The following is an 18,284-nucleotide window of genomic DNA, read 5'->3' on the forward strand; positions in this document are numbered from 1 at the left end:
TCGTTCTCAGCTTGTGACAATGTTTGTCAGTTTACCTGCCAGAGAATTGGTGCTCCAGCCAAAAAAATCGTTACAATTGCGGGGATATTTCGCTTACTGCATTGCACTGAGGTTTTATGCGTACCATTCTGAATATTCTCAACTTTGTTCTTGGCGGTTTTGCCACCACCCTGGGCTGGTTAGTGGCAACGCTGGTGAGCATTCTGTTAATTGTTACCCTGCCGTTGACGCGCTCTTGCTGGGAAATCACTAAACTCTCGCTAATCCCTTGGGGTAATGAAGCGATTCATGTCGACGAACTAACGCCTCAGGGTAAAAACGGGCTGCTGAACGTTGGCGGTACCGTGCTGAATATTCTTTGGTTTGTTCTTTTCGGCTGGTGGCTCTGCATCATGCATATCGTTGCGGGGATCGCCCAGTGCATGACCATTATTGGTATTCCCGTCGGCGTGGCGAATTTCAAGATTGCCGCTATTGCATTATGGCCGGTTGGCCGCCGGGTCGTCTCGGTCGAAACAGCCCGCGCCGCGCGCGAAGCTAACGCGCGTCGCCGTTTTCAGTAAACGGATCGTCATTCATTATGCTGAGTCCTTTTATTCGCCGTTACACATGGAACAGTGCCTGGCTCTATAATGTCAGGATTTTTATCGCGCTCTGCGGAACTGCAGTACTGCCCTGGATGCTGCAAGAGGTCAAGCTGACTATCCCGCTTACTCTGGGTGTGGTCGCAGCCGCACTGGCGGATCTGGACGACCGCCTTACCGGGCGGCTACGCAATCTTCTTATTACGCTGCTCTGCTTCTTTATTGCTTCAGCCTCTGTCGAACTTTTATACCCCTGGCCGTGGTTATTCGCCATTGGCCTGGTCAGTTCAACGATTGGTTTTATCCTGCTGGGAGGACTGGGCCAACGTTACGCCACGATTGCTTTTGGCGCGCTGCTAATCGCGATTTATACCATGCTGGGGATATCGCTTTTTGAGCAGTGGTATCAACAGCCCCTGTTACTGCTCGCTGGCGCAATCTGGTTTAACGTTTTAACGTTAGTTGGGCACCTGGTCTTTCCTGTTCGTGCCCTCCAGGACAACCTGTCGCGCTGCTACGAAGGGCTGGCGCACTATCTGGAGCTCAAAGCGCGTCTCTTTGATCCGGATATTGAAGATGAGAGCCAGGCTCCCTTTTACGATCTCGCCCTCGCCAATGGTCAACTGGTCACGACGCTCAACCAGACTAAAGCCACGCTGCTTACCCGTTTGCGCGGCGATCGCGGGCAACGTAGCACCCGTCAAACGCTGCATTATTATTTTGTCGCGCAGGATATTCACGAACGCGCCAGCTCTTCACATATTCAATACCAGACCCTGCGCGAGCACTTCCGCTATAGCGATGTTATGTTCCGTTTTCAGCGGCTACTGTCAATGCAATCTCTGGCCTGCGCCCAGTTCGCCCGCGCCATTTTGCTGCGTACGCCCTATCAGCATGACGCGCGCTTCGAGAGAGCATTTGTTCACCTTGATGCTGCGCTGGACCGCATTCGGGCGAATGGCACGACATCATCGGAACATTTGAAAGCGCTGGGTTTTCTGCTCGACAACTTACGCGCCATTGATGCTCAGCTCGCGACCATAGAGTCCGGGCAACCGCAGTTGCAACAGCCCAGCGACACAGAAGAGCAGCTTGCTGATGATCGGCTGAGTGGCTTCAGCGATATCTGGCTACGGCTTCGCAACAACCTGACACCTGAATCCGCCCTGTTCCGCCATGCTATTCGCATGTCCGTCGTGCTGTGCGTCGGTTACGCTTTTATCCAGGTGACAGGTTTACAGCATGGTTACTGGATCCTGCTTACCAGTTTGTTTGTTTGCCAGCCAAACTATAATGCGACCCGCCATCGTTTAACCCTGCGGGTGATCGGCACGCTGATTGGTGTGGCTATTGGCTTACCTGTTCTCTATTTTGTCCCCTCACATGAAGGACAACTGGTACTCATCGTGATCACCGGGGTGCTTTTTTTCGCTTTTCGCACCATACAGTATGCCCATGCAACCATGTTTATTACGTTACTTGTTCTACTCTGCTTTAACCTGCTGGGCGAAGGGTATGAAGTGGCGGTTCCCCGCATTATTGATACGCTTATCGGCTGTGCTATTGCCTGGGCTGCGGTGAGTTTTATCTGGCCGGACTGGCGTTTTCGCCACCTTTCCAGAATAACAGAGCAGGCTTTCAACGCGAATTGCCGTTACCTCGATGCCATCCTGGAACAATATCACCAGGGGCGGGATAACCGGCTGGCCTACCGGATTGCACGGCGTAATGCATATAACCGAGATGCGGAACTAGCCTCTGTGGTATCGAATATGTCTTCAGAACCGGGCGCCACGCCAGAACTTCGCGATGCAGCGTTCCGGCTCTTATGCCTGAACCATACCTTTACCAGTTACATTTCAGCATTGGGAGCACATCGCGAGCAGCTTACGCAACCGGAGATCCTTCGACTGCTTGATGACGCCGTCTGCTATGTAGATGATGCACTGCATCATTTACCGGGCAGTGAAGGGCGAGTGCAGGCCGCACTCGCCGAATTATCACAGCGTATCAAACATCTCGAACCACGACCGGACAGCAAAGCCCCTCTGGTGCTTCAGCAAATTGGGCTGTTAATCGCTTTATTGCCCGAAGTGTACCGACTGAAACGGCAAATCCTTCAGTAAGCTTTTGCTCCCTTAACCTGCAATTCATTAAGCCACTCAATTAACTCCCGGCGTTTTTGCACCGGGAGTGCTGCTTCATGTAAACCGTTGATTGCCCCTTCCAGCGCAAAAAGAACATTTACGCTAAGATGTCGGTTCACTCTTTTTAGTTTCAGCCAACAGGCCTTCGCCCCAAGCATGCGCAGCGTCTGCACATCGGTTATCCCCACTCCACATAATGAGGTTTCAAGCTGGCATGTCACGTTCGGCAAGTCCCTTAATCGCTTCTGCACAGATCGTTGTAGCGTATCGCGTCGTGCAGCGTTGAGCGACAATTCCCCCAACTGCAATAAGAGCGTCCGATCGCTCCATAAGCCCTCGTTGACGAAATAGTAATTTAACGAGACCTGACGTCCGCGTCTGTTGATGCTCAGCAGAGGTGCGGTACGGGTGATGGCATAGTGTGTACTTTCTTCACAAGCGCGGAGATAAAGTTCGCCTACAGACACCAGAGCGAAGATGGTATTGTCCACCGCCAGGCTATAGCCACCAAAATGTGCGCGATGGCGAATTTCCCCGAGCGAGGACAGGTATTTACACGATTGATGAATCCGTTGGTGTGACAGCTCTTCCATGATTATTCCTTTAAAATCACGTAGTAACGACATTAAGATAGGTAACGGATCCGTTAATCAGGAAAATAGGCAACTGTGGGCAGGACGGCAAGCAAATTTTACTTTGTGAAGCTGCGACAAAACAAAATTGCGAGTTTGTTTCAGAAAATGAGGTTGATCTTTGAACGTCCAAAGGTTACTGTATGTTTATACAGTAACTCAAAGGGCTGGATTGATTATGTACACTTCTGGTTATGCTAATCGTTCAACAACATTCGCTTCCGCACTCAGCACCGTTAAGCGTGTTGAACCCACCAGCGTCACGACAGGGTTGATTAGCGAAGTGGTCTATCGCGAAGACCAGCCCATGATGACGCAACTTCTTTTGCTTCCTTTACTGCAGCAGTTGGGCCAACAATCACGCTGGCAATTGTGGTTAACACCCCAACAAAAGTTAAGCCGCGATTGGGTACAAGCTGCAGGTCTTCCCCTAACGAAGGTTATGCAACTTAATCAGCTATCGCCTGACGTTACTCTGGAATCGATGATTCGCGCATTACGCACCGGTAATTATAGTGTTGTAATTGGCTGGCATGCTGAAGAATTAACGGAAGAAGAACACCGGCGTCTGGCAATGGCCGCAGAAGAAGGTAACGCTATTGGTTTCGTAATGCGTCCCGTTCGTCATGATCCTTTGGCTCCGAGACAGCTATCGGGGATAAAAATTCACTCAAATTTGTATCATTGAGTAAATTTAAGATTTATCCCAGGATATTTTTTATTAATAGTTGGCTTGTACCTTTTCTCTGTCAAATACAGCGACAAAGCTCGTCCAGCCTGCTTTGCGGGTAAATCATATCGACTAAAGCTTAGTCAGAAATGTTAAATAATGTGTACACAAAGCCTTTTTTTTCATATGCCTGACGGACTTCACACTTGTAAGTTTCTAACTACGTTGTAGACTTTACATCGCTAGGGGTGCTCGGCATAAGCCAAGGATATCGGTAAAGATATCTGCTGAGTTATAAATGAGCAATGCCCCCGGTGAAGGATTTAACCGTGGCTTCTCTGAGAGATTCCCATGGCGATTTTTGGATGATAACGAGGCGCAAAAAATGAAAAAGACAGCTATCGCGATTGCAGTGGCACTGGCTGGCTTCGCTACCGTAGCGCAGGCCGCTCCGAAAGATAACACCTGGTATACAGGTGCTAAACTGGGCTGGTCTCAGTTCCACGATGTTGGTAACAACCAGATCCCTAACGATGGCCCGACTCACGAAAGCCAATTAGGTGCTGGTGCGTTCGGTGGTTATCAGGTTAACCCGTACGTTGGCTTTGAAATGGGCTACGACTGGTTAGGCCGTATGCCGTACAAAGGCGATACCGTAAACGGTGCTTTTAAAGCTCAGGGCGTTCAGCTGACCGCTAAACTGGGTTACCCGATTACTGATGACCTGGATCTGTACACCCGTCTGGGTGGTATGGTATGGCGTGCAGACGCTCAGAACAACGCAGGTTTCAAAGATCACGACACCGGTGTTTCCCCAGTATTCGCTGGTGGTGTTGAGTGGGCAGTTACCCGCGACATCGCTACCCGTCTGGAATACCAGTGGACTAACAACATCGGTGATGCAAATACCGTTGGTGGACGTCCGGATAACGGTCTGCTGAGCGTTGGTGTTTCCTACCGTTTCGGCCAGCAAGAAGATGCTGCACCGGTTGTAGCAGCTCCGGCTCCGGCTCCGGCTCCGGAAGTACAGACCAAGCACTTCACTCTGAAGTCTGACGTTCTGTTCAACTTCAACAAAGCTACCCTGAAACCGGAAGGTCAGCAGGCGCTGGATCAGCTGTACAGCCAGCTGAGCAACCTGGATCCGAAAGACGGTTCCGTAGTGGTTCTGGGCTTCACCGACCGTATCGGTTCTGACGCTTACAACCAGGGTCTGTCTGAAAAACGCGCTCAGTCCGTTGTTGATTACCTGGTATCTAAAGGTATCCCGGCGAACAAAGTTTCCGCACGTGGTATGGGCAAATCCCAGCCGGTTACTGGCAATACCTGTGACAACGTGAAACCGCGCGCTGCGCTGATCGACTGCCTGGCTCCGGATCGTCGTGTTGAGATCGAAGTTCGTGGCAGCAAAGACGTGGTAACTCAGCCTCAGGCTTAAGTTTCCGTCTAAAAAACCCCGCCTGTGAGCGGGGTTTTTTATTGCCTGCTATTTGTAAAACAAACAGCACGCGTCATTCTTTGCCTAATAATGCCTGTAGATCGTGCTTTAGCGTCGACATCTGGCTGGCATATTTCTCTTTATGCTCCGCATCTTCTATCAGCTGTACAATCGTTTCTGATAATGTTTTCCCGCGCCTCTGCGCAAGCCCGGCAAGCCGTTGCCAGACAACAAATTCCAGATCGATGGATTTCTTACGCGTGTGCTGATGTTCAGCATTAAAATGCCGCTTGCGCCTGGCCCGGATGGTTTGTTTCATCTTGTTGAGCAGCGCGGGATTCATGTGCTGCACTATCCAGCTATTAACCTGTACCGGCTCATTTTCAAGGGTCAACAATACATCGACTGCTTCTTTAGCAGCACTGGCTTCTATATAGCGCGTGATTAATTCCCCTTCACGATGCTTCTTCACCAGATACTTCCATTTCCAGCCGCTTTCGAGATTTTCCAGTTGTTGATATTTCATTGCGATCTCAACGTTACCGTGTAACTCAGTTCAGAATATCAGTTTTTTGCGGCTCTGCTGAAAAGAAATCATCCACGTTGGATCGTGACCGTGGTTGCGTCGGGTAATCCGTGTGCTGTACCGGTGTTTACGGTATAATCCCCGCTTTTACACCCAACTAAAAAAACGACTTTGACCATTACAAAACTCGAATGGAACGACGTAATTCCTGATACCGATAGCTATCAGGAAATATTTGAATCGTCTGAGCTGGCGCAAGGCACCGACTTTTCACTGGCCGATACGCAACCCCGATTACAGTACGCGCTGGAGCAGTTGCTTTATCCGCTGGCAACGTCGCGCTTTTTATTAGCCAAAGCGCCAGAAGAAGCCGAATATCTCGAGCTTATCGCTAACGCTGCCGATGAAATGAGCGCTGAAGCGCGCCCGCTAACAGGCGGTCAATATCATATCAATGGCGCAGAAATCCGCTTTGAAACTACTGAAGATCCGACGGCTAATTTCGTGGGTCATCAGCGGGTCGTCATTGCTGACTGGGTGGAAGCAGAGCAATTGTTCGGTTGCCTGCGTCAGTTTAACCATGAAATCACACTGCAACCTGGTCTGGTACATCAGGCAAATGGCGGCATCCTGGTGATTTCGTTGCGCACTCTGTTAGCCCAGCCGCTGTTGTGGATGCGTCTGAAAAGCATGATCACTCGTCGTCGTTTCGACTGGGTCTCGTTTGACGAGTCACGGCCATTGCCGGTAATCGTTCCATCGATGCCGCTGGATCTGAAGGTCATCCTTATCGGTGAACGCGATTCTCTGGCTGAGTTCCAGGAGATGGAACCAGAACTCGCTTCGCAGGCCATTTACAGCGAATACGAAGAAACATTGCAGATTGCCGATGCTGAAACGATGGCAGTATGGCGCCGCTGGGTTGAGCAAACCGCGCACTGCGCACAGCTTCCCTGCCCGGCAACGGATGCATGGAAGACGCTTATACGTGAAGCGGTTCGCTATACGGGCGATCAGGAAACACTGCCCCTGTGCCCATTGTGGCTTATGCGGCAACTGCGCGAAGTTGCCGCTATGTCAACCAGCGAGACGTTTAGTGGTGAAGAACTTCAGACCATGCTTGCACAGCGTGAATGGCGGGAAGGCTTCCTGGCCGAGCGTATGCAGGATGAGATCTTACTTGAGCAGATCCTGATCGAAACTGAAGGTGAACGTATTGGTCAGATAAATGCGCTGTCGGTCATTGAGTTTCCTGGTCATCCGCGTGCCTTCGGCGAGCCCTCGCGCATTACGTGCGTTGTCCACACGGGCGACGGCGAATTCAATGACATTGAGCGTAAAGCAGAACTCGGCGGCAATATCCACGCCAAAGGCATGATGATCATGCAGGCCTTTTTGATGGCTGAGCTGGATTTAGAACAGCAACTCCCCTTCTCAGCTTCACTCACGTTTGAACAATCTTACAGTGAAGTAGACGGTGACAGTGCCTCCATGGCTGAATTATGTGCATTGATCAGCGCGTTAGCTGAAGTGCCACTGAATCAAAACCTGGCGATTACCGGTTCCGTGGATCAATTTGGTCGTGCGCAACCTGTAGGCGGACTGAACGAGAAAATCGAAGGCTTTTTCGCCATCTGCCAGCAACGTGGGTTGACGGGTGAACAAGGTGTCATTATTCCTGCGGCGAATGTCCGTCACTTATCCCTGCCACAAAGTCTGCTGGATGCCATGGAGGCGAAGCAATTTTTCATTTGGGCGGTCGATGACGTGACGGATGCACTACCCTTATTAACTGGCCTGTCATGGGATGCTGAAGGGCAGAATAACCTTAAGCAAGCCATCCAGGAACGTATCGCCCAGGCGATGCAACAAGATGCTCGTCATCGTTTTCCGTGGCCGCTTCGCTGGTTAAATTGGTTTAGTCAAAACTGATCGGACTTGTTCAGCGTACACGTGTTAGCTATCCTGCGTCCGAAACTACAAATAAGGCTTACTGAGAACATGGTAGATAAACGCGAATCCTATACAAAAGAAGATCTTCTTGCCTCTGGTCGCGGCGAACTGTTTGGTGAAAAAGGCCCGCAACTGCCGGCCCCTAGCATGCTGATGATGGACCGTGTGGTCAAAATGTCTGAGACCGGCGGTAACTTTGATAAAGGCTATGTTGAAGCTGAACTGGATATCAACCCGGACCTGTGGTTCTTTGGCTGCCATTTCATTGGCGATCCTGTGATGCCAGGCTGTCTGGGTCTGGACGCAATGTGGCAGCTGGTTGGTTTCTATCTGGGCTGGTTGGGTGGCGAAGGTAAAGGCCGTGCGCTGGGCGTAGGTGAAGTCAAATTTACCGGTCAAATCCTGCCGACCGCGAAACTCGTTACCTACCGTATCCACTTCAAGCGCATTGTTAACCGCCGTTTGATCATGGGTCTGGCTGACGGTGAAGTGCTGGTGGATGGTCGCGTTATTTATACCGCAAATGATTTGAAAGTCGGTCTGTTCCAGGACACGTCTGCATTCTGATATTGGGTTTCACTACCCTGTACAGGCGAAACCTCCGCAATGCGGAGGTTTCTTTTTTAAAGAGACAGATCAGGCAATTACGGCCCTGTCCTCCATGGCTTGCCGCCAGCCTCCCAGCCACTCGGACCTTTGATTCAGGGTTTGGTACGGACACATTTCTTTCGGGCGTCCAGTAATACCAGCCTGATAACCACGTTGATGTGCCCGTTCCAGGCGATCTCGTTTTTGTCTCTTCATGCCTCGTTTCCCTCATTATTTGATCTGGTGGAAAAGAAAACAGTGGTCACTAAATGTGCAACCACAGGTTACGAATACCTTGAATCGACTTTGCCGTCAATGCGCAAAATTCACGCCAGTGTCATAAATGTGAACTATTCGATGGTTCATTTGTACAAGAAATGTGATCGAGTACAAGTAACGTTCTGAGGCAAAAGAGATAAAAAAAACCGCCAGGGCTTACGCTTCTGGCGGTCTGTAAACCATTATATTTCGTTATGGCAGACGTTGTATTTCCGTCGCGATACTGGCGGCTTCCTGCTGCCACCCCTGCGCCAGCATTTTCACCATATCATCGTAACCATCCTGCTGCTGCTTGAGCTCAATATGAAATGGCCGTTTCACCAGCTTCCCTTGATGCTTGAGTAACCACTCGCCGCTGATAATAACCCGCCCGTCATAGCGCCCATGAAAGCCCGTTACAGTGACATTCAGCGTATCCTGCTCGCTACCCAGCGGTTGCGACGCCACAACCCAACCCGGTAGCTGGTTACTGAGGTTTGCCACCAGCGTATTGCGTAGCTGTTGATCAAGCGGGCTGGCCCACAGATTATTATTGGCGATAACGAACTGCACATCGGTGGTTTGGTAAACCACCCCGTTGCCCGCCAGATAATCCGGTACGGAAACCTGCTCAACCCACAGCTGGCGGCTTCCCTGTGCCTGCCCTGTGCTGGTCTGTACCGCAGTTTGCGTTGGCGAGGGAAGCTGGTAGTAGCGTTTATTATCGCTACCGCTATTGCACGCCGTCAGCAGCAAGACAATGCCGGTCAGAATGTATTTTTTCATTGTTTCGCCCTCTTTGGCTGCGGATCGTCTTTCCCTTTCGCTTCGAACACCAGCGCATTGCTCTTATCGTTGAGGGTTTTTAGCACTGGTTGAAGCTCTCTCAGAACCTGGTCAAGACGCTGCATATCCGCCACCATTTTGTTATAAGCCGCTGAACCGGGCTGGAAGCCTTGCATACTGCGGTTTAGCTCGCGCAGAGTGCTTTGCATATCTGCAGGCAGTTGCTGCATCGACTGACTGGCCGTTATCTTGTTCAAATTATCCAGCGTCGTTTGCAAGCGTTTAAGCGTCTGCTGACTCTCCGACAAAGTACTGGTTGCTTGTTGGATCATCGGATTCAGCGGCAGATTATTAATTTTATCCAGCGTGTCCATCAGGCGCTGCTGGATCTGCGCTAAACCACCGCTCACCGTAGGGATGATCTGATAACCAGCAAATTCATGCATGCCATTGATGGCAGGCACGTTGTTGTAGAAATCGAGATCGACATACAGTGCGCCGGTAACAATATTGCCGGTCTTCAGAGAGCCGCGCAGGCCGCGTTTTAGCAATTCATTAAGATGCGCGCTCATATCGGGATCTTCACCGAGCTGGTTAATCAAGCGCCCTGGCTCAATGCGCACGAGGATCGGAATGCGATAGTCATCATTCAACGCCTGCCGCATACCTTTAGTGAAGAATGGAACCTTACTGACGGTACCCAGACGAATACCGCGGAACTCAACGGGTGCTCCTGGCTGCAGGCCGCGGATGGAGTCTTTGAAGAACATCAGGTAGTCGATATGATCGGTATAGAGCGACTCCTGGATGCTGCGCTGATCGTCATACAGCGTGAAGGCCGTATTCTCCGCCACCGGCTGACCAAGATCGACGCCCTCCGGTACATCAAAACTCACGCCGCCGCCGAACAACGTGGCCAGCGACCCCATCTCAACCCGCATGCCGGCCGACGTGAGATCCACGGCAATGCCGCTATCTTTCCAGAAACGCACATTGCTCGTCACCAGCCGGTCATTTGGCGCATTAATAAAGAGCTGATAGCTCATAGTGCGTTTTTGCGTATCGAACGTGCTGGTTTCGACAGAACCAACGCGATAGCCACGGAACAGAACAGGATCGCCAGCGGTCAGTTGCCCGGCCTTGCTACTGTCGAGGATCACCCGGATGCCTTTAGCGTCTGGCGGTGCCAGCGGCGGAGAATCCAGTAAATTATACTGTTCCGGCTTGTTTCCTTTTACTCCCGGCTGAAGTTCGATATACGCGCCGGAAAGCAGCGTTCCCAGCCCACTGATGCCTTCGCGCCCCACTTGCGGTTTCACGACCCAGAAGACCGAATCATTATGCAGCAGCTTTTCCATCCCGGAATTGAGTCGCGCTTTAATTTCAACATGGGTTAAATCATCGGTCAGGGTGGTGCTCTCCACCACGCCAACATCCACGCTACGACTTTTAATGGTAGTCTTTCCGCCAACAATGCCCTCTGCATTGGTGGTGATCAGCGTCACTTCCGGCCCCTGATGGCTGTAATGATAAAACAGGATCCAGGCGCCAATCAGGGCGGTGACGATCGGGAAAATCCATACCGGCGACCAGTTTCTTACCTTCTGCACCTTGGCCTCCCCACTCTTATTCTCCATGCTTTAACGACTCCTCATGGTGCGTTTTTGGCGCGCGATCCCAGCTTAAACGCGGATCAAAAGTCATTGCCGCAAACATCGTGATAATAACGACCAGTGCAAACATAATCGCCCCCATCGCAGGATAGATATTCATCAATCCGCCCATACGCACCAGCGCAGACAGTACTGCGATAACAAACACGTCGATCATTGACCAACGCCCGACAAACTCAACCACTTCATAAATCAGGTGCATCCTTTCACAATCGCGTCTGCCGTGCCCCTTCGCATCAATGCATAACCAGGCGATGCCAATCATTTTTAGGGTCGGCACCATAATACTGGCAATAAAGATCACCAACGCCACGGGGTAGGAGCCTTCGCTCCAGAGCAAAATCACGCCGGCGAGGATCGTCGAGGGCATGCGATCGCCTAACAGATCCGTCACCATAATCGGCAAAATATTAGCGGGAAGATAGAGCAGAACGGCGGTGGCCAGTAATGCCATGGTCCACTGGAGGCTATTTTTACGCCGCACACGCCCGCGCGTATGGCAACGTGGGCAAACGGGATCATCCGCCGCCACAATCGCTGTGCAGCACGGGCATGAACGCAGCCCCTGACGAATGCCCGGGACGCCCACATGCAATGTTTGTTGTACAACCGGCGCCGGAGCAATGTCATCCCACAGCCAGTGGCGGTCAACAGACTGAAACGCACGCAATTGCAGCAGACAGAACAGGCACCAGGGAATAAAACTACTGCCAATGCCGACATCGCCATAAGCCATCAATTTCACAAAGCTCACCAGCACGCCAGCAAGAAAGATTTCAGCCATCCCCCAACTTTTCAGCTGAAACAGGATCCTCGCCAGCGCGATTTTCAGGCGAAAATCCATCGTAACGCGGTTGACCAGCAGCAGGATGGTGATCAGGCAGAAAGCTGGCACCAGTTGGACAAACAGCAGAAAAAACGTGCCAAGGCTGGCGTAATCTTCCGAAAACATTACGCCGGGGATCTCAAGCAGTGTGACTTCACTGGTGACGCCCGCGACCTTCATATTGATGAAAGGAAACAGATTGGAGAGCAGCAACATGAATAGCGCGACAATAGCATAAGCAGTGGGACGCTGCCTCGGCGCGTCCCACTCGGTCGTCAGTGTGGTGCCGCAGCGAGGACAAGTGGCTTTATGACCATGTTCCAGCGACGGCAACGCAACCAGCAAGTCACATTGTGAACAAAGAATGTGACGGGTAGCGTGGTGATGTTCACACATACTGACTCCCTTTATGCGCCGTTTTTCAAAGCCTCCAGATACTCCCAGCGTTCAAACGCTGTTTCCAGCGCCTGCTCCGCCGAAGCCATATCAGCCAGAACTTTTTGCGTATGATCATGAGGCTGGCTAAAGAACGCGGCATCCGCCACCTGGGCCTGCAGCGATTCCAGTTCAGCTTCCAGCTGTTCCAGCTTCTGGGGCAACTGTTCCAGCTCACGCTGCAGGTTATAGCTTAGTTTGTTGGCGCTTCGTTTGACAGTTTCTGCTTTGGCAACCGGCGTTTCCGTATTTTTTTTCACCGCGGCCTGCTTCTGCGCCTGGGAAGCAGATTGCTGCCCGCGCGCATCGTGATAACCGCCTACATACTGACCAATCCGCCCTTCTCCCTCGAAAATCCAGCACTCCGTCACCGTGTTGTCCACAAACTGACGATCGTGGCTCACCAGCAGAACAGTGCCCTGGTAGCTGTCGATCAGCTCTTCCAGCAACTCCAGGGTCTCGACATCAAGGTCGTTGGTCGGTTCATCGAGGATCAACAGGTTGCTGGGCTTCAGGAACAAACGCGCCAAAAGCAGTCGGTTACGTTCCCCACCAGAAAGCGCGCGCACTGGCGTCATTGCCCGTTTCGGATGGAACAAGAAGTCCTGCAGATAACCAAGGATATGGCGCGGCTTACCGTTGACCATCACCTCCTGTTTACCTTCCGCGAGGTTGTCCATGACGGTTCTTTCCGGATCCAGCTCGGCACGGTGCTGGTCGAAATAGGCGACTTCCAGTTTGGTACCCACATGCACGCGGCCACTATCTGCTTTCAGTTGATCAAGCATCAGCTTCAGCAGTGTGGTTTTACCGCAGCCGTTCGGGCCAATCAGTGCAATTTTGTCACCACGCTGAACCTGAGTCGAAAAGTCGCGAACCAGCGTTTTCCCGTCAACGGCATAGTTAACGTTTTCCATCTCAAAGACGATTTTGCCGGAGCGGGACGCTTCCTCCACCTGCATTTTTGCACTACCCATCACTTCGCGGCGCTCGCTGCGTTCACGGCGCATAGCCTTCAGAGCGCGCACGCGGCCTTCGTTACGGGTACGACGCGCTTTAATGCCCTGACGGATCCACACCTCTTCCTGCGCCAGTTTGCGATCAAACTCAGCGTTTTGCAGATCTTCCACGCGAAGGGCTTCTTCTTTATCCAACAGATATTGATCGTAATCCCCCGGATAAGAAACCAGTTTGCCGCGATCGAGATCGACAATGCGCGTTGCCATATTGCGAATAAAGGAACGGTCATGCGAAATAAAAATGATGGTGCCACCAAACGATTTCAGGAACCCTTCCAGCCAGTCGATGGTTTCGATATCAAGGTGGTTGGTCGGCTCATCGAGCAGCAGTACCCGCGGGCCGCTGACCAACGCGCGCCCTAATGCGGCTTTACGCAACCAGCCCCCGGACAGTGCCGACAACGACATATCCGCCGTCAGCCCCAATTGCGCCAGAACCTCATTGATCCGGTTTTCCAGCTGCCACAGGCCGTGGTGATCCAGTAACTCCTGGACACGCGCCAGTTCAGCCAGGTTTTTATCGCTGGGGTCGGTCATCACCAGGTGCGAAACATCGTGGTAACGCTTGAGGTACTCGGCCTGTTCTTCAATCCCTTCGGCAACAAAATCGTAGACGCTGCCTGTGACATCGCGCGGCGGATCCTGTTGCAGACGCGCCACCACTAAATCCTGCTCATAAACGATGCGACCATCATCCAGGTTTACTTCCCGGTTAAGGATTTTCATCAGCGTGGATTTACCGGCACCGTTACGGCCGACCAGGCAGACGCGCTCGTTTTCTTCGATATGCAGTTCGGCATTATCGAGAAGCGGCGCGTCGCTGAATGACAGCCATGCGCCATGCATACTGATTAATGACATTTACTTTTCCTTTCAGGCTGCGGTAATCAGCCAGCAGTTATGGATTTGACGGTTACGGGCGAAATCCTGCGACTGCGTTTTTTGGGTAATTTCTTGTGCCTTCAGACCCAGTTTCGCCAGCCCGTCGAGATCCATACGGAAACCGCGTTTGTTATTGGAGAACATAATGGTACCGCCCTTGCGCAGCAGACGCTGGAGATCTTCCATCAAACGCATATGATCGCGCTGCACATCAAAGGAGTCTTCCATACGCTTCGAGTTAGAGAAGGTCGGCGGATCGATAAAGATCAGGTCAAACTGTTCATCCGTCTCGCGCAGCCAGCCAAGGCAATCGGCCTGGATCAGGCGATGCGCACGGCCGCTCAGGCCATTCAGACGCAGGTTACGTTCAGCCCATTCGAGATAGGTGCGGGACATATCTACCGTCGTGGTGGAACGGGCGCCGCCCAGACCAGCATGCACGGTGGCGCTACCGGTGTAAGAGAACAGGTTGAGGAAATCTTTGCCTTTACTCATCTGCCCCAACATGCGACGCGCAATGCGGTGATCGAGGAACAGACCCGTATCCAGATAATCTGTCAGGTTAACCCACAGGCGAGCGTTATATTCGCTCACTTCCATAAAGTCGCCCTTCTCATTCATCTTCTGATACTGATTGTTGCCTTTCTGCCGTTCGCGGGTTTTCAACACCAGTTTATTTGGCGCGATCCCCAGCACATGGATCGTGGCAGCAATAATATCAAACAGACGCTGGCGCGCTTTCTGCGCATCAATGGTTTTCGGCGCGGCGTACTCCTGCACCACCACCCAATCCGCATAGCGATCCACTGCCACGTTATAATCCGGCAGATCGGCATCGTACAGGCGATAGCATTCGATCCCCTCCTGACGCGCCCATTTCTCCAGCTTTTTCACGTTCTTGCGCAGGCGGTTTGCATAATCTTCCGCCATCGCCGGGGCCTTTGCTTCACCCGTATTTTCGGCCAGATGGTAGTTTTTCTGCACACAGTCCAGCGGGCCATTCTTAGCTTTAAACTGCCGCTCAGCGCGCAGCTGCAGACAATTAAGTAAATCGACAGAAGCGCTGAACAGCGACAGATTCCAGCCGCCAAATTGCGCTTTCAGCAACCGCCCCAGCAAGCTATGGAGCGCAATCAACGCCGGCTCGCTTTCAAGACGTTCACCGTAGGGCGGGTTGCTGATAATCGTACCGTATGGGCCTTTCGGCAGCGGGTTAGTTAACTGCGCCACGTCTTTTGCTTCAAAAGCGATCAGTTCGCCCACGCCGGCGCGACGGGCATTGCTACGGGCACGTTCAATCACCCGCGCGTCAATGTCAGAACCGTAGAAGCGCGATGGGTAAGCCGCGATCCCTTCGCGCGCACGGGTTTGCGCTTCGGCTTTAACCTCTTTCCAGATGGCGTCGTCGTGCAGCGCCCAACCGCCAAAACCCCAATGACCGCGATGCAGCCCCGGAGCCCGGTCGGTTGCAGCCATCGCAGCTTCGATCAACAAAGTGCCGGAACCACACATGGGATCCAGCAGCGGCGTCCCCGGCTGCCAGCCAGAACGCATGACAATAGCGGCTGCGAGATTCTCTTTGATCGGCGCAATACCGGTACGATCGCGATAACCACGTAAATGCAGACCTTCACCGCTCAGATCCAGCGAGATATTGGCCGTTTCCTGATTCAACCACACGTTAATGCGCAGATCCGGCATGTCGCGCTCGACGTTTGGACGCGGCAAGTTTTGGCGGGTAAAGCTATCGACAATCGCGTCTTTTACTTTCAATGCACCGTACTGGCTGTTGCGAATTTCTTCATTCAGCCCGCTAAAATGGACGGCAAAGGTCGCGCCAGGATTGAAAATCTCTGTCCACGGGATCGCATGCACGCCAAGGTAGAGGTCAAGGTCGCTGTAAACCTTACACTCACCGAGCGGCAGCATAATACGCGAAGCCAGACGACTCCACATCAGGCTCTGGTACAGGAGCCGCGTGTCACCTTCAAAATGGACACCACCCTGAACCACACGGCACTCGACGGCACCGAGTTTTTCCAGTTCAGTTTTTAACAGCTCTTCCAGCCCGCGGGCCGTACTGGCAAACAGAGAAATCATAATGTCACTTATACTCAACGAAAATTGTTGCGCATTATAGCTAATCTGGCGTTCATGTCATAAAGTTGAGGGCTAATTTTCGTCTGACAGGGGGTAAGACGTGCCGACTCTCTCACGTCTTTTTATCCATCCGGTGAAATCCATGCGCGGTATTGGCCTGACGCATGCTTTTGCCGACATCAGCGGCCTTGCCTTTGACCGCGTTTTTATGATTACCCAGCCCGATGGCACCTTTATGACTGCCCGGCAGTTTCCGCAGATGGTGCGCTTTACGCCGTCGCCGCTCACCGATGGGCTGCATCTGACCGCCCCCGACGGCAGCAGCGCGCTGATCCGCTTTGGCGACTTCGCTCCTGAAGCCTCGCCAACGGAAGTTTGGGGGAACCATTTCACCGCTCTGATCGCGCCGGCGGCGATTAACCAGTGGCTTAGCGGCTTTTTTGCTCGTGATGTACAGCTACGTTGGGTGGGCGCAACCCTGACCCGCCGGGTCAAGCGGCATGAAGCGGTGCCCTTATCCTTCGCCGACGGTTTCCCCTATTTGCTGACCAACGAAGCCTCACTGCGTGATTTACAGAACCGGTGCCCGGCCAGCGTGAAAATGGAGCAGTTTCGCCCCAACCTGGTGGTAACAGGCGCACAGCCCTGGGAAGAAGATAGCTGGAAAGTGCTGCGGGTGGGTGATGTGGTGTTTGATGTGGTGAAGCCCTGCAGCCGTTGTGTTTTCACTACGGTCAGCCCGGAGCGTGGCCAGAAACATCCTTCTGGTGAACCCCTGGCGACATTGCAGAGATTCCGCACTGCACAAGATACGGGTGATGTGAATTTCGGTCAGAATTTAATTGCCCGTAATAGTGGGGTGATCCGTGTCGGTGACGAGGTCGTGGTACTGGCGACCGCACCGGCGAAGCTTTACGGTGCCGGTGAAGTGGAAGAGGCGTTAGAAACGGATATACAGCCGACCAACACGGTAGAAATTAACTGGCAGGGGCAGACTTTCCGCGGCAATAATCAGCAGGTATTGCTGGAGCAACTGGAAAACCAGGGGATTCGCGTGCCTTATTCCTGCCGGGCGGGGATTTGCGGTTGCTGTCGCATACGTCTGGTGGAAGGTGAAGTCAGCGCCATGAAAAAATCGGCCATCGCCGGAGACGGTTCAATTCTCTGCTGTAGCTGTATACCTAAAACAGCGCTTCGGCTGGAGGCTTAAACAGCCTGCTCATAGCGCAGGCTGCTGGCATGCGTTTGCGGTCTCAGGCGATCATTCATGATTTTAATCGCATCGCCGAGCTGCATCGTGCGTCCGGCGATCACCACGCACGGCTGCGCCAGCAGGCAGAGCGCAGCATTTTCGCCTGTCTCAACCACCAGCAGATTTACGCACTCTTGCGTATCGCTCAGCCAGACGCAGGCACCTTCACCGATGACAGGCGACCAGAGATCACCGTGCGCAGTGAAATGCCAGCTTTTTGGCATTTGCGGTTTCAAAAAACGAATCGCTACCAGCGCATTGAGCACCAGTTCCGCTCGCTGCTCATGAGATAAATCTAAATCGCGGCATTTTTCGTCGAAAGAGAAATAGAGCGCGGCGTCATCAACACAAAAACCGGATGGCGAAAAAGCATCGGGCGTCAGCATCTTACGGGCAAAGCGGGAACGAAATAACATGCCATTGGCTAAGTCGAGCATCATTCGATCATGCTCGTCATCAAAATACCAACGCCAATTATCGTCAGGCTTAATTCGCATTTTTCTCCCCCCGTCCCT

The 18,284-nt window shown here is 52.4% G+C and carries 16 protein-coding genes; 7 read left to right on the plus strand and 9 right to left on the minus strand.

Features of this window, described 5'->3' with window-relative positions:
* The first annotated feature begins 116 nt into the window (after positions 1 to 116).
* Positions 117 to 563, plus strand: coding sequence for a YccF domain-containing protein (locus ACUY4S_RS14810; protein ID WP_312688667.1), 447 nt, complete (start codon positions 117 to 119; stop codon positions 561 to 563).
* 17 nt (positions 564 to 580) lie between these two features.
* Entirely contained in the window at positions 581 to 2,710 is a 2,130-nt protein-coding gene (gene yccS, locus ACUY4S_RS14815) for a YccS family putative transporter (protein WP_458021580.1), read from the plus strand.
* Here the strand turns inward: yccS and ACUY4S_RS14820 are convergent.
* Positions 2,704 to 3,324, minus strand: a complete 621-nt coding sequence (locus tag ACUY4S_RS14820; RefSeq protein ID WP_312688664.1) for a TfoX/Sxy family DNA transformation protein — start codon at positions 3,322 to 3,324, stop codon at positions 2,704 to 2,706. The genes yccS and ACUY4S_RS14820 overlap by 7 nt on opposite strands.
* Before the next feature lie 217 nt (positions 3,325 to 3,541).
* On the opposite strand from ACUY4S_RS14820, the gene sulA reads away from it, so the two are divergent.
* A complete protein-coding gene (gene sulA / locus ACUY4S_RS14825) occupies positions 3,542 to 4,051 on the plus strand; it encodes an SOS-induced cell division inhibitor SulA (protein WP_312688662.1) in 510 nt (169 codons plus the stop codon).
* 367 nt (positions 4,052 to 4,418) lie between these two features.
* A complete protein-coding gene (gene ompA, locus ACUY4S_RS14830; RefSeq protein WP_312688661.1) occupies positions 4,419 to 5,471 on the plus strand; it encodes a porin OmpA in 1,053 nt (350 codons plus the stop codon).
* A 73-nt stretch (positions 5,472 to 5,544) separates the two neighbouring features.
* Here ompA and matP read toward each other — a convergent pair whose 3' ends face one another.
* On the minus strand, positions 5,545 to 5,997 hold the full coding sequence (gene matP, locus ACUY4S_RS14835; protein ID WP_312688659.1) for a macrodomain Ter protein MatP: 453 nt from the start codon (positions 5,995 to 5,997) through the stop codon (positions 5,545 to 5,547).
* Positions 5,998 to 6,168: 171 nt separating this feature from the next.
* Here matP and ACUY4S_RS14840 point away from each other — a divergent pair, with 171 nt between their 5' ends.
* Positions 6,169 to 7,929 (plus strand): AAA family ATPase, encoded by a 1,761-nt coding sequence (locus ACUY4S_RS14840; protein ID WP_312688657.1) that lies wholly within the window; start codon positions 6,169 to 6,171, stop codon positions 7,927 to 7,929.
* A 69-nt stretch (positions 7,930 to 7,998) separates the two neighbouring features.
* A complete protein-coding gene (gene fabA / locus ACUY4S_RS14845; protein ID WP_312688655.1) occupies positions 7,999 to 8,517 on the plus strand; it encodes a bifunctional 3-hydroxydecanoyl-ACP dehydratase/trans-2-decenoyl-ACP isomerase in 519 nt (172 codons plus the stop codon).
* Positions 8,518 to 8,586: 69 nt separating this feature from the next.
* Here fabA and rmf read toward each other — a convergent pair whose 3' ends face one another.
* The 6 genes from rmf to rlmKL form a co-directional block, all read right to left on the minus strand.
* The gene (gene rmf / locus ACUY4S_RS14850) at positions 8,587 to 8,754 is read right to left on the minus strand and encodes a ribosome modulation factor (RefSeq protein ID WP_071889965.1); all 168 of its coding nucleotides are present in this window, start codon (positions 8,752 to 8,754) and stop codon (positions 8,587 to 8,589) included.
* A 255-nt stretch (positions 8,755 to 9,009) separates the two neighbouring features.
* Positions 9,010 to 9,582 (minus strand): membrane integrity-associated transporter subunit PqiC, encoded by a 573-nt coding sequence (gene pqiC / locus ACUY4S_RS14855; protein WP_312688652.1) that lies wholly within the window; start codon positions 9,580 to 9,582, stop codon positions 9,010 to 9,012.
* Positions 9,579 to 11,219 carry an intermembrane transport protein PqiB gene (pqiB, locus tag ACUY4S_RS14860; RefSeq protein ID WP_312688650.1) on the minus strand — a complete coding sequence of 547 codons (1,641 nt, stop codon included), beginning with the start codon at positions 11,217 to 11,219 and terminating at the stop codon, positions 9,579 to 9,581. Before pqiB ends, pqiC begins: the two co-directional genes overlap by 4 nt.
* Entirely contained in the window at positions 11,209 to 12,477 is a 1,269-nt protein-coding gene (gene pqiA / locus ACUY4S_RS14865) for a membrane integrity-associated transporter subunit PqiA (protein WP_458021581.1), read from the minus strand. The genes pqiB and pqiA overlap by 11 nt, the downstream gene beginning before the upstream one ends.
* A gap of 11 nt (positions 12,478 to 12,488) precedes the next feature.
* On the minus strand, positions 12,489 to 14,396 hold the full coding sequence (locus ACUY4S_RS14870) for an ABC transporter ATP-binding protein (protein ID WP_312688646.1): 1,908 nt from the start codon (positions 14,394 to 14,396) through the stop codon (positions 12,489 to 12,491).
* 12 nt (positions 14,397 to 14,408) lie between these two features.
* On the minus strand, positions 14,409 to 16,517 hold the full coding sequence (gene rlmKL / locus ACUY4S_RS14875; protein WP_458021582.1) for a bifunctional 23S rRNA (guanine(2069)-N(7))-methyltransferase RlmK/23S rRNA (guanine(2445)-N(2))-methyltransferase RlmL: 2,109 nt from the start codon (positions 16,515 to 16,517) through the stop codon (positions 14,409 to 14,411).
* Positions 16,518 to 16,617: 100 nt separating this feature from the next.
* Between rlmKL and ACUY4S_RS14880 the strand changes: the two genes are divergently transcribed.
* The gene (locus tag ACUY4S_RS14880) at positions 16,618 to 17,727 is read left to right on the plus strand and encodes a YcbX family protein (protein WP_312688642.1); all 1,110 of its coding nucleotides are present in this window, start codon (positions 16,618 to 16,620) and stop codon (positions 17,725 to 17,727) included.
* On the opposite strand, the gene zapC is transcribed toward ACUY4S_RS14880, so the two are convergent.
* The gene (gene zapC, locus ACUY4S_RS14885; RefSeq protein WP_312688640.1) at positions 17,724 to 18,266 is read right to left on the minus strand and encodes a cell division protein ZapC; all 543 of its coding nucleotides are present in this window, start codon (positions 18,264 to 18,266) and stop codon (positions 17,724 to 17,726) included. The genes ACUY4S_RS14880 and zapC overlap by 4 nt on opposite strands.
* Positions 18,267 to 18,284: the final 18 nt, after the last annotated feature.

The sequence above is a fragment of the Kosakonia beeri genome (assembly GCF_054165705.1).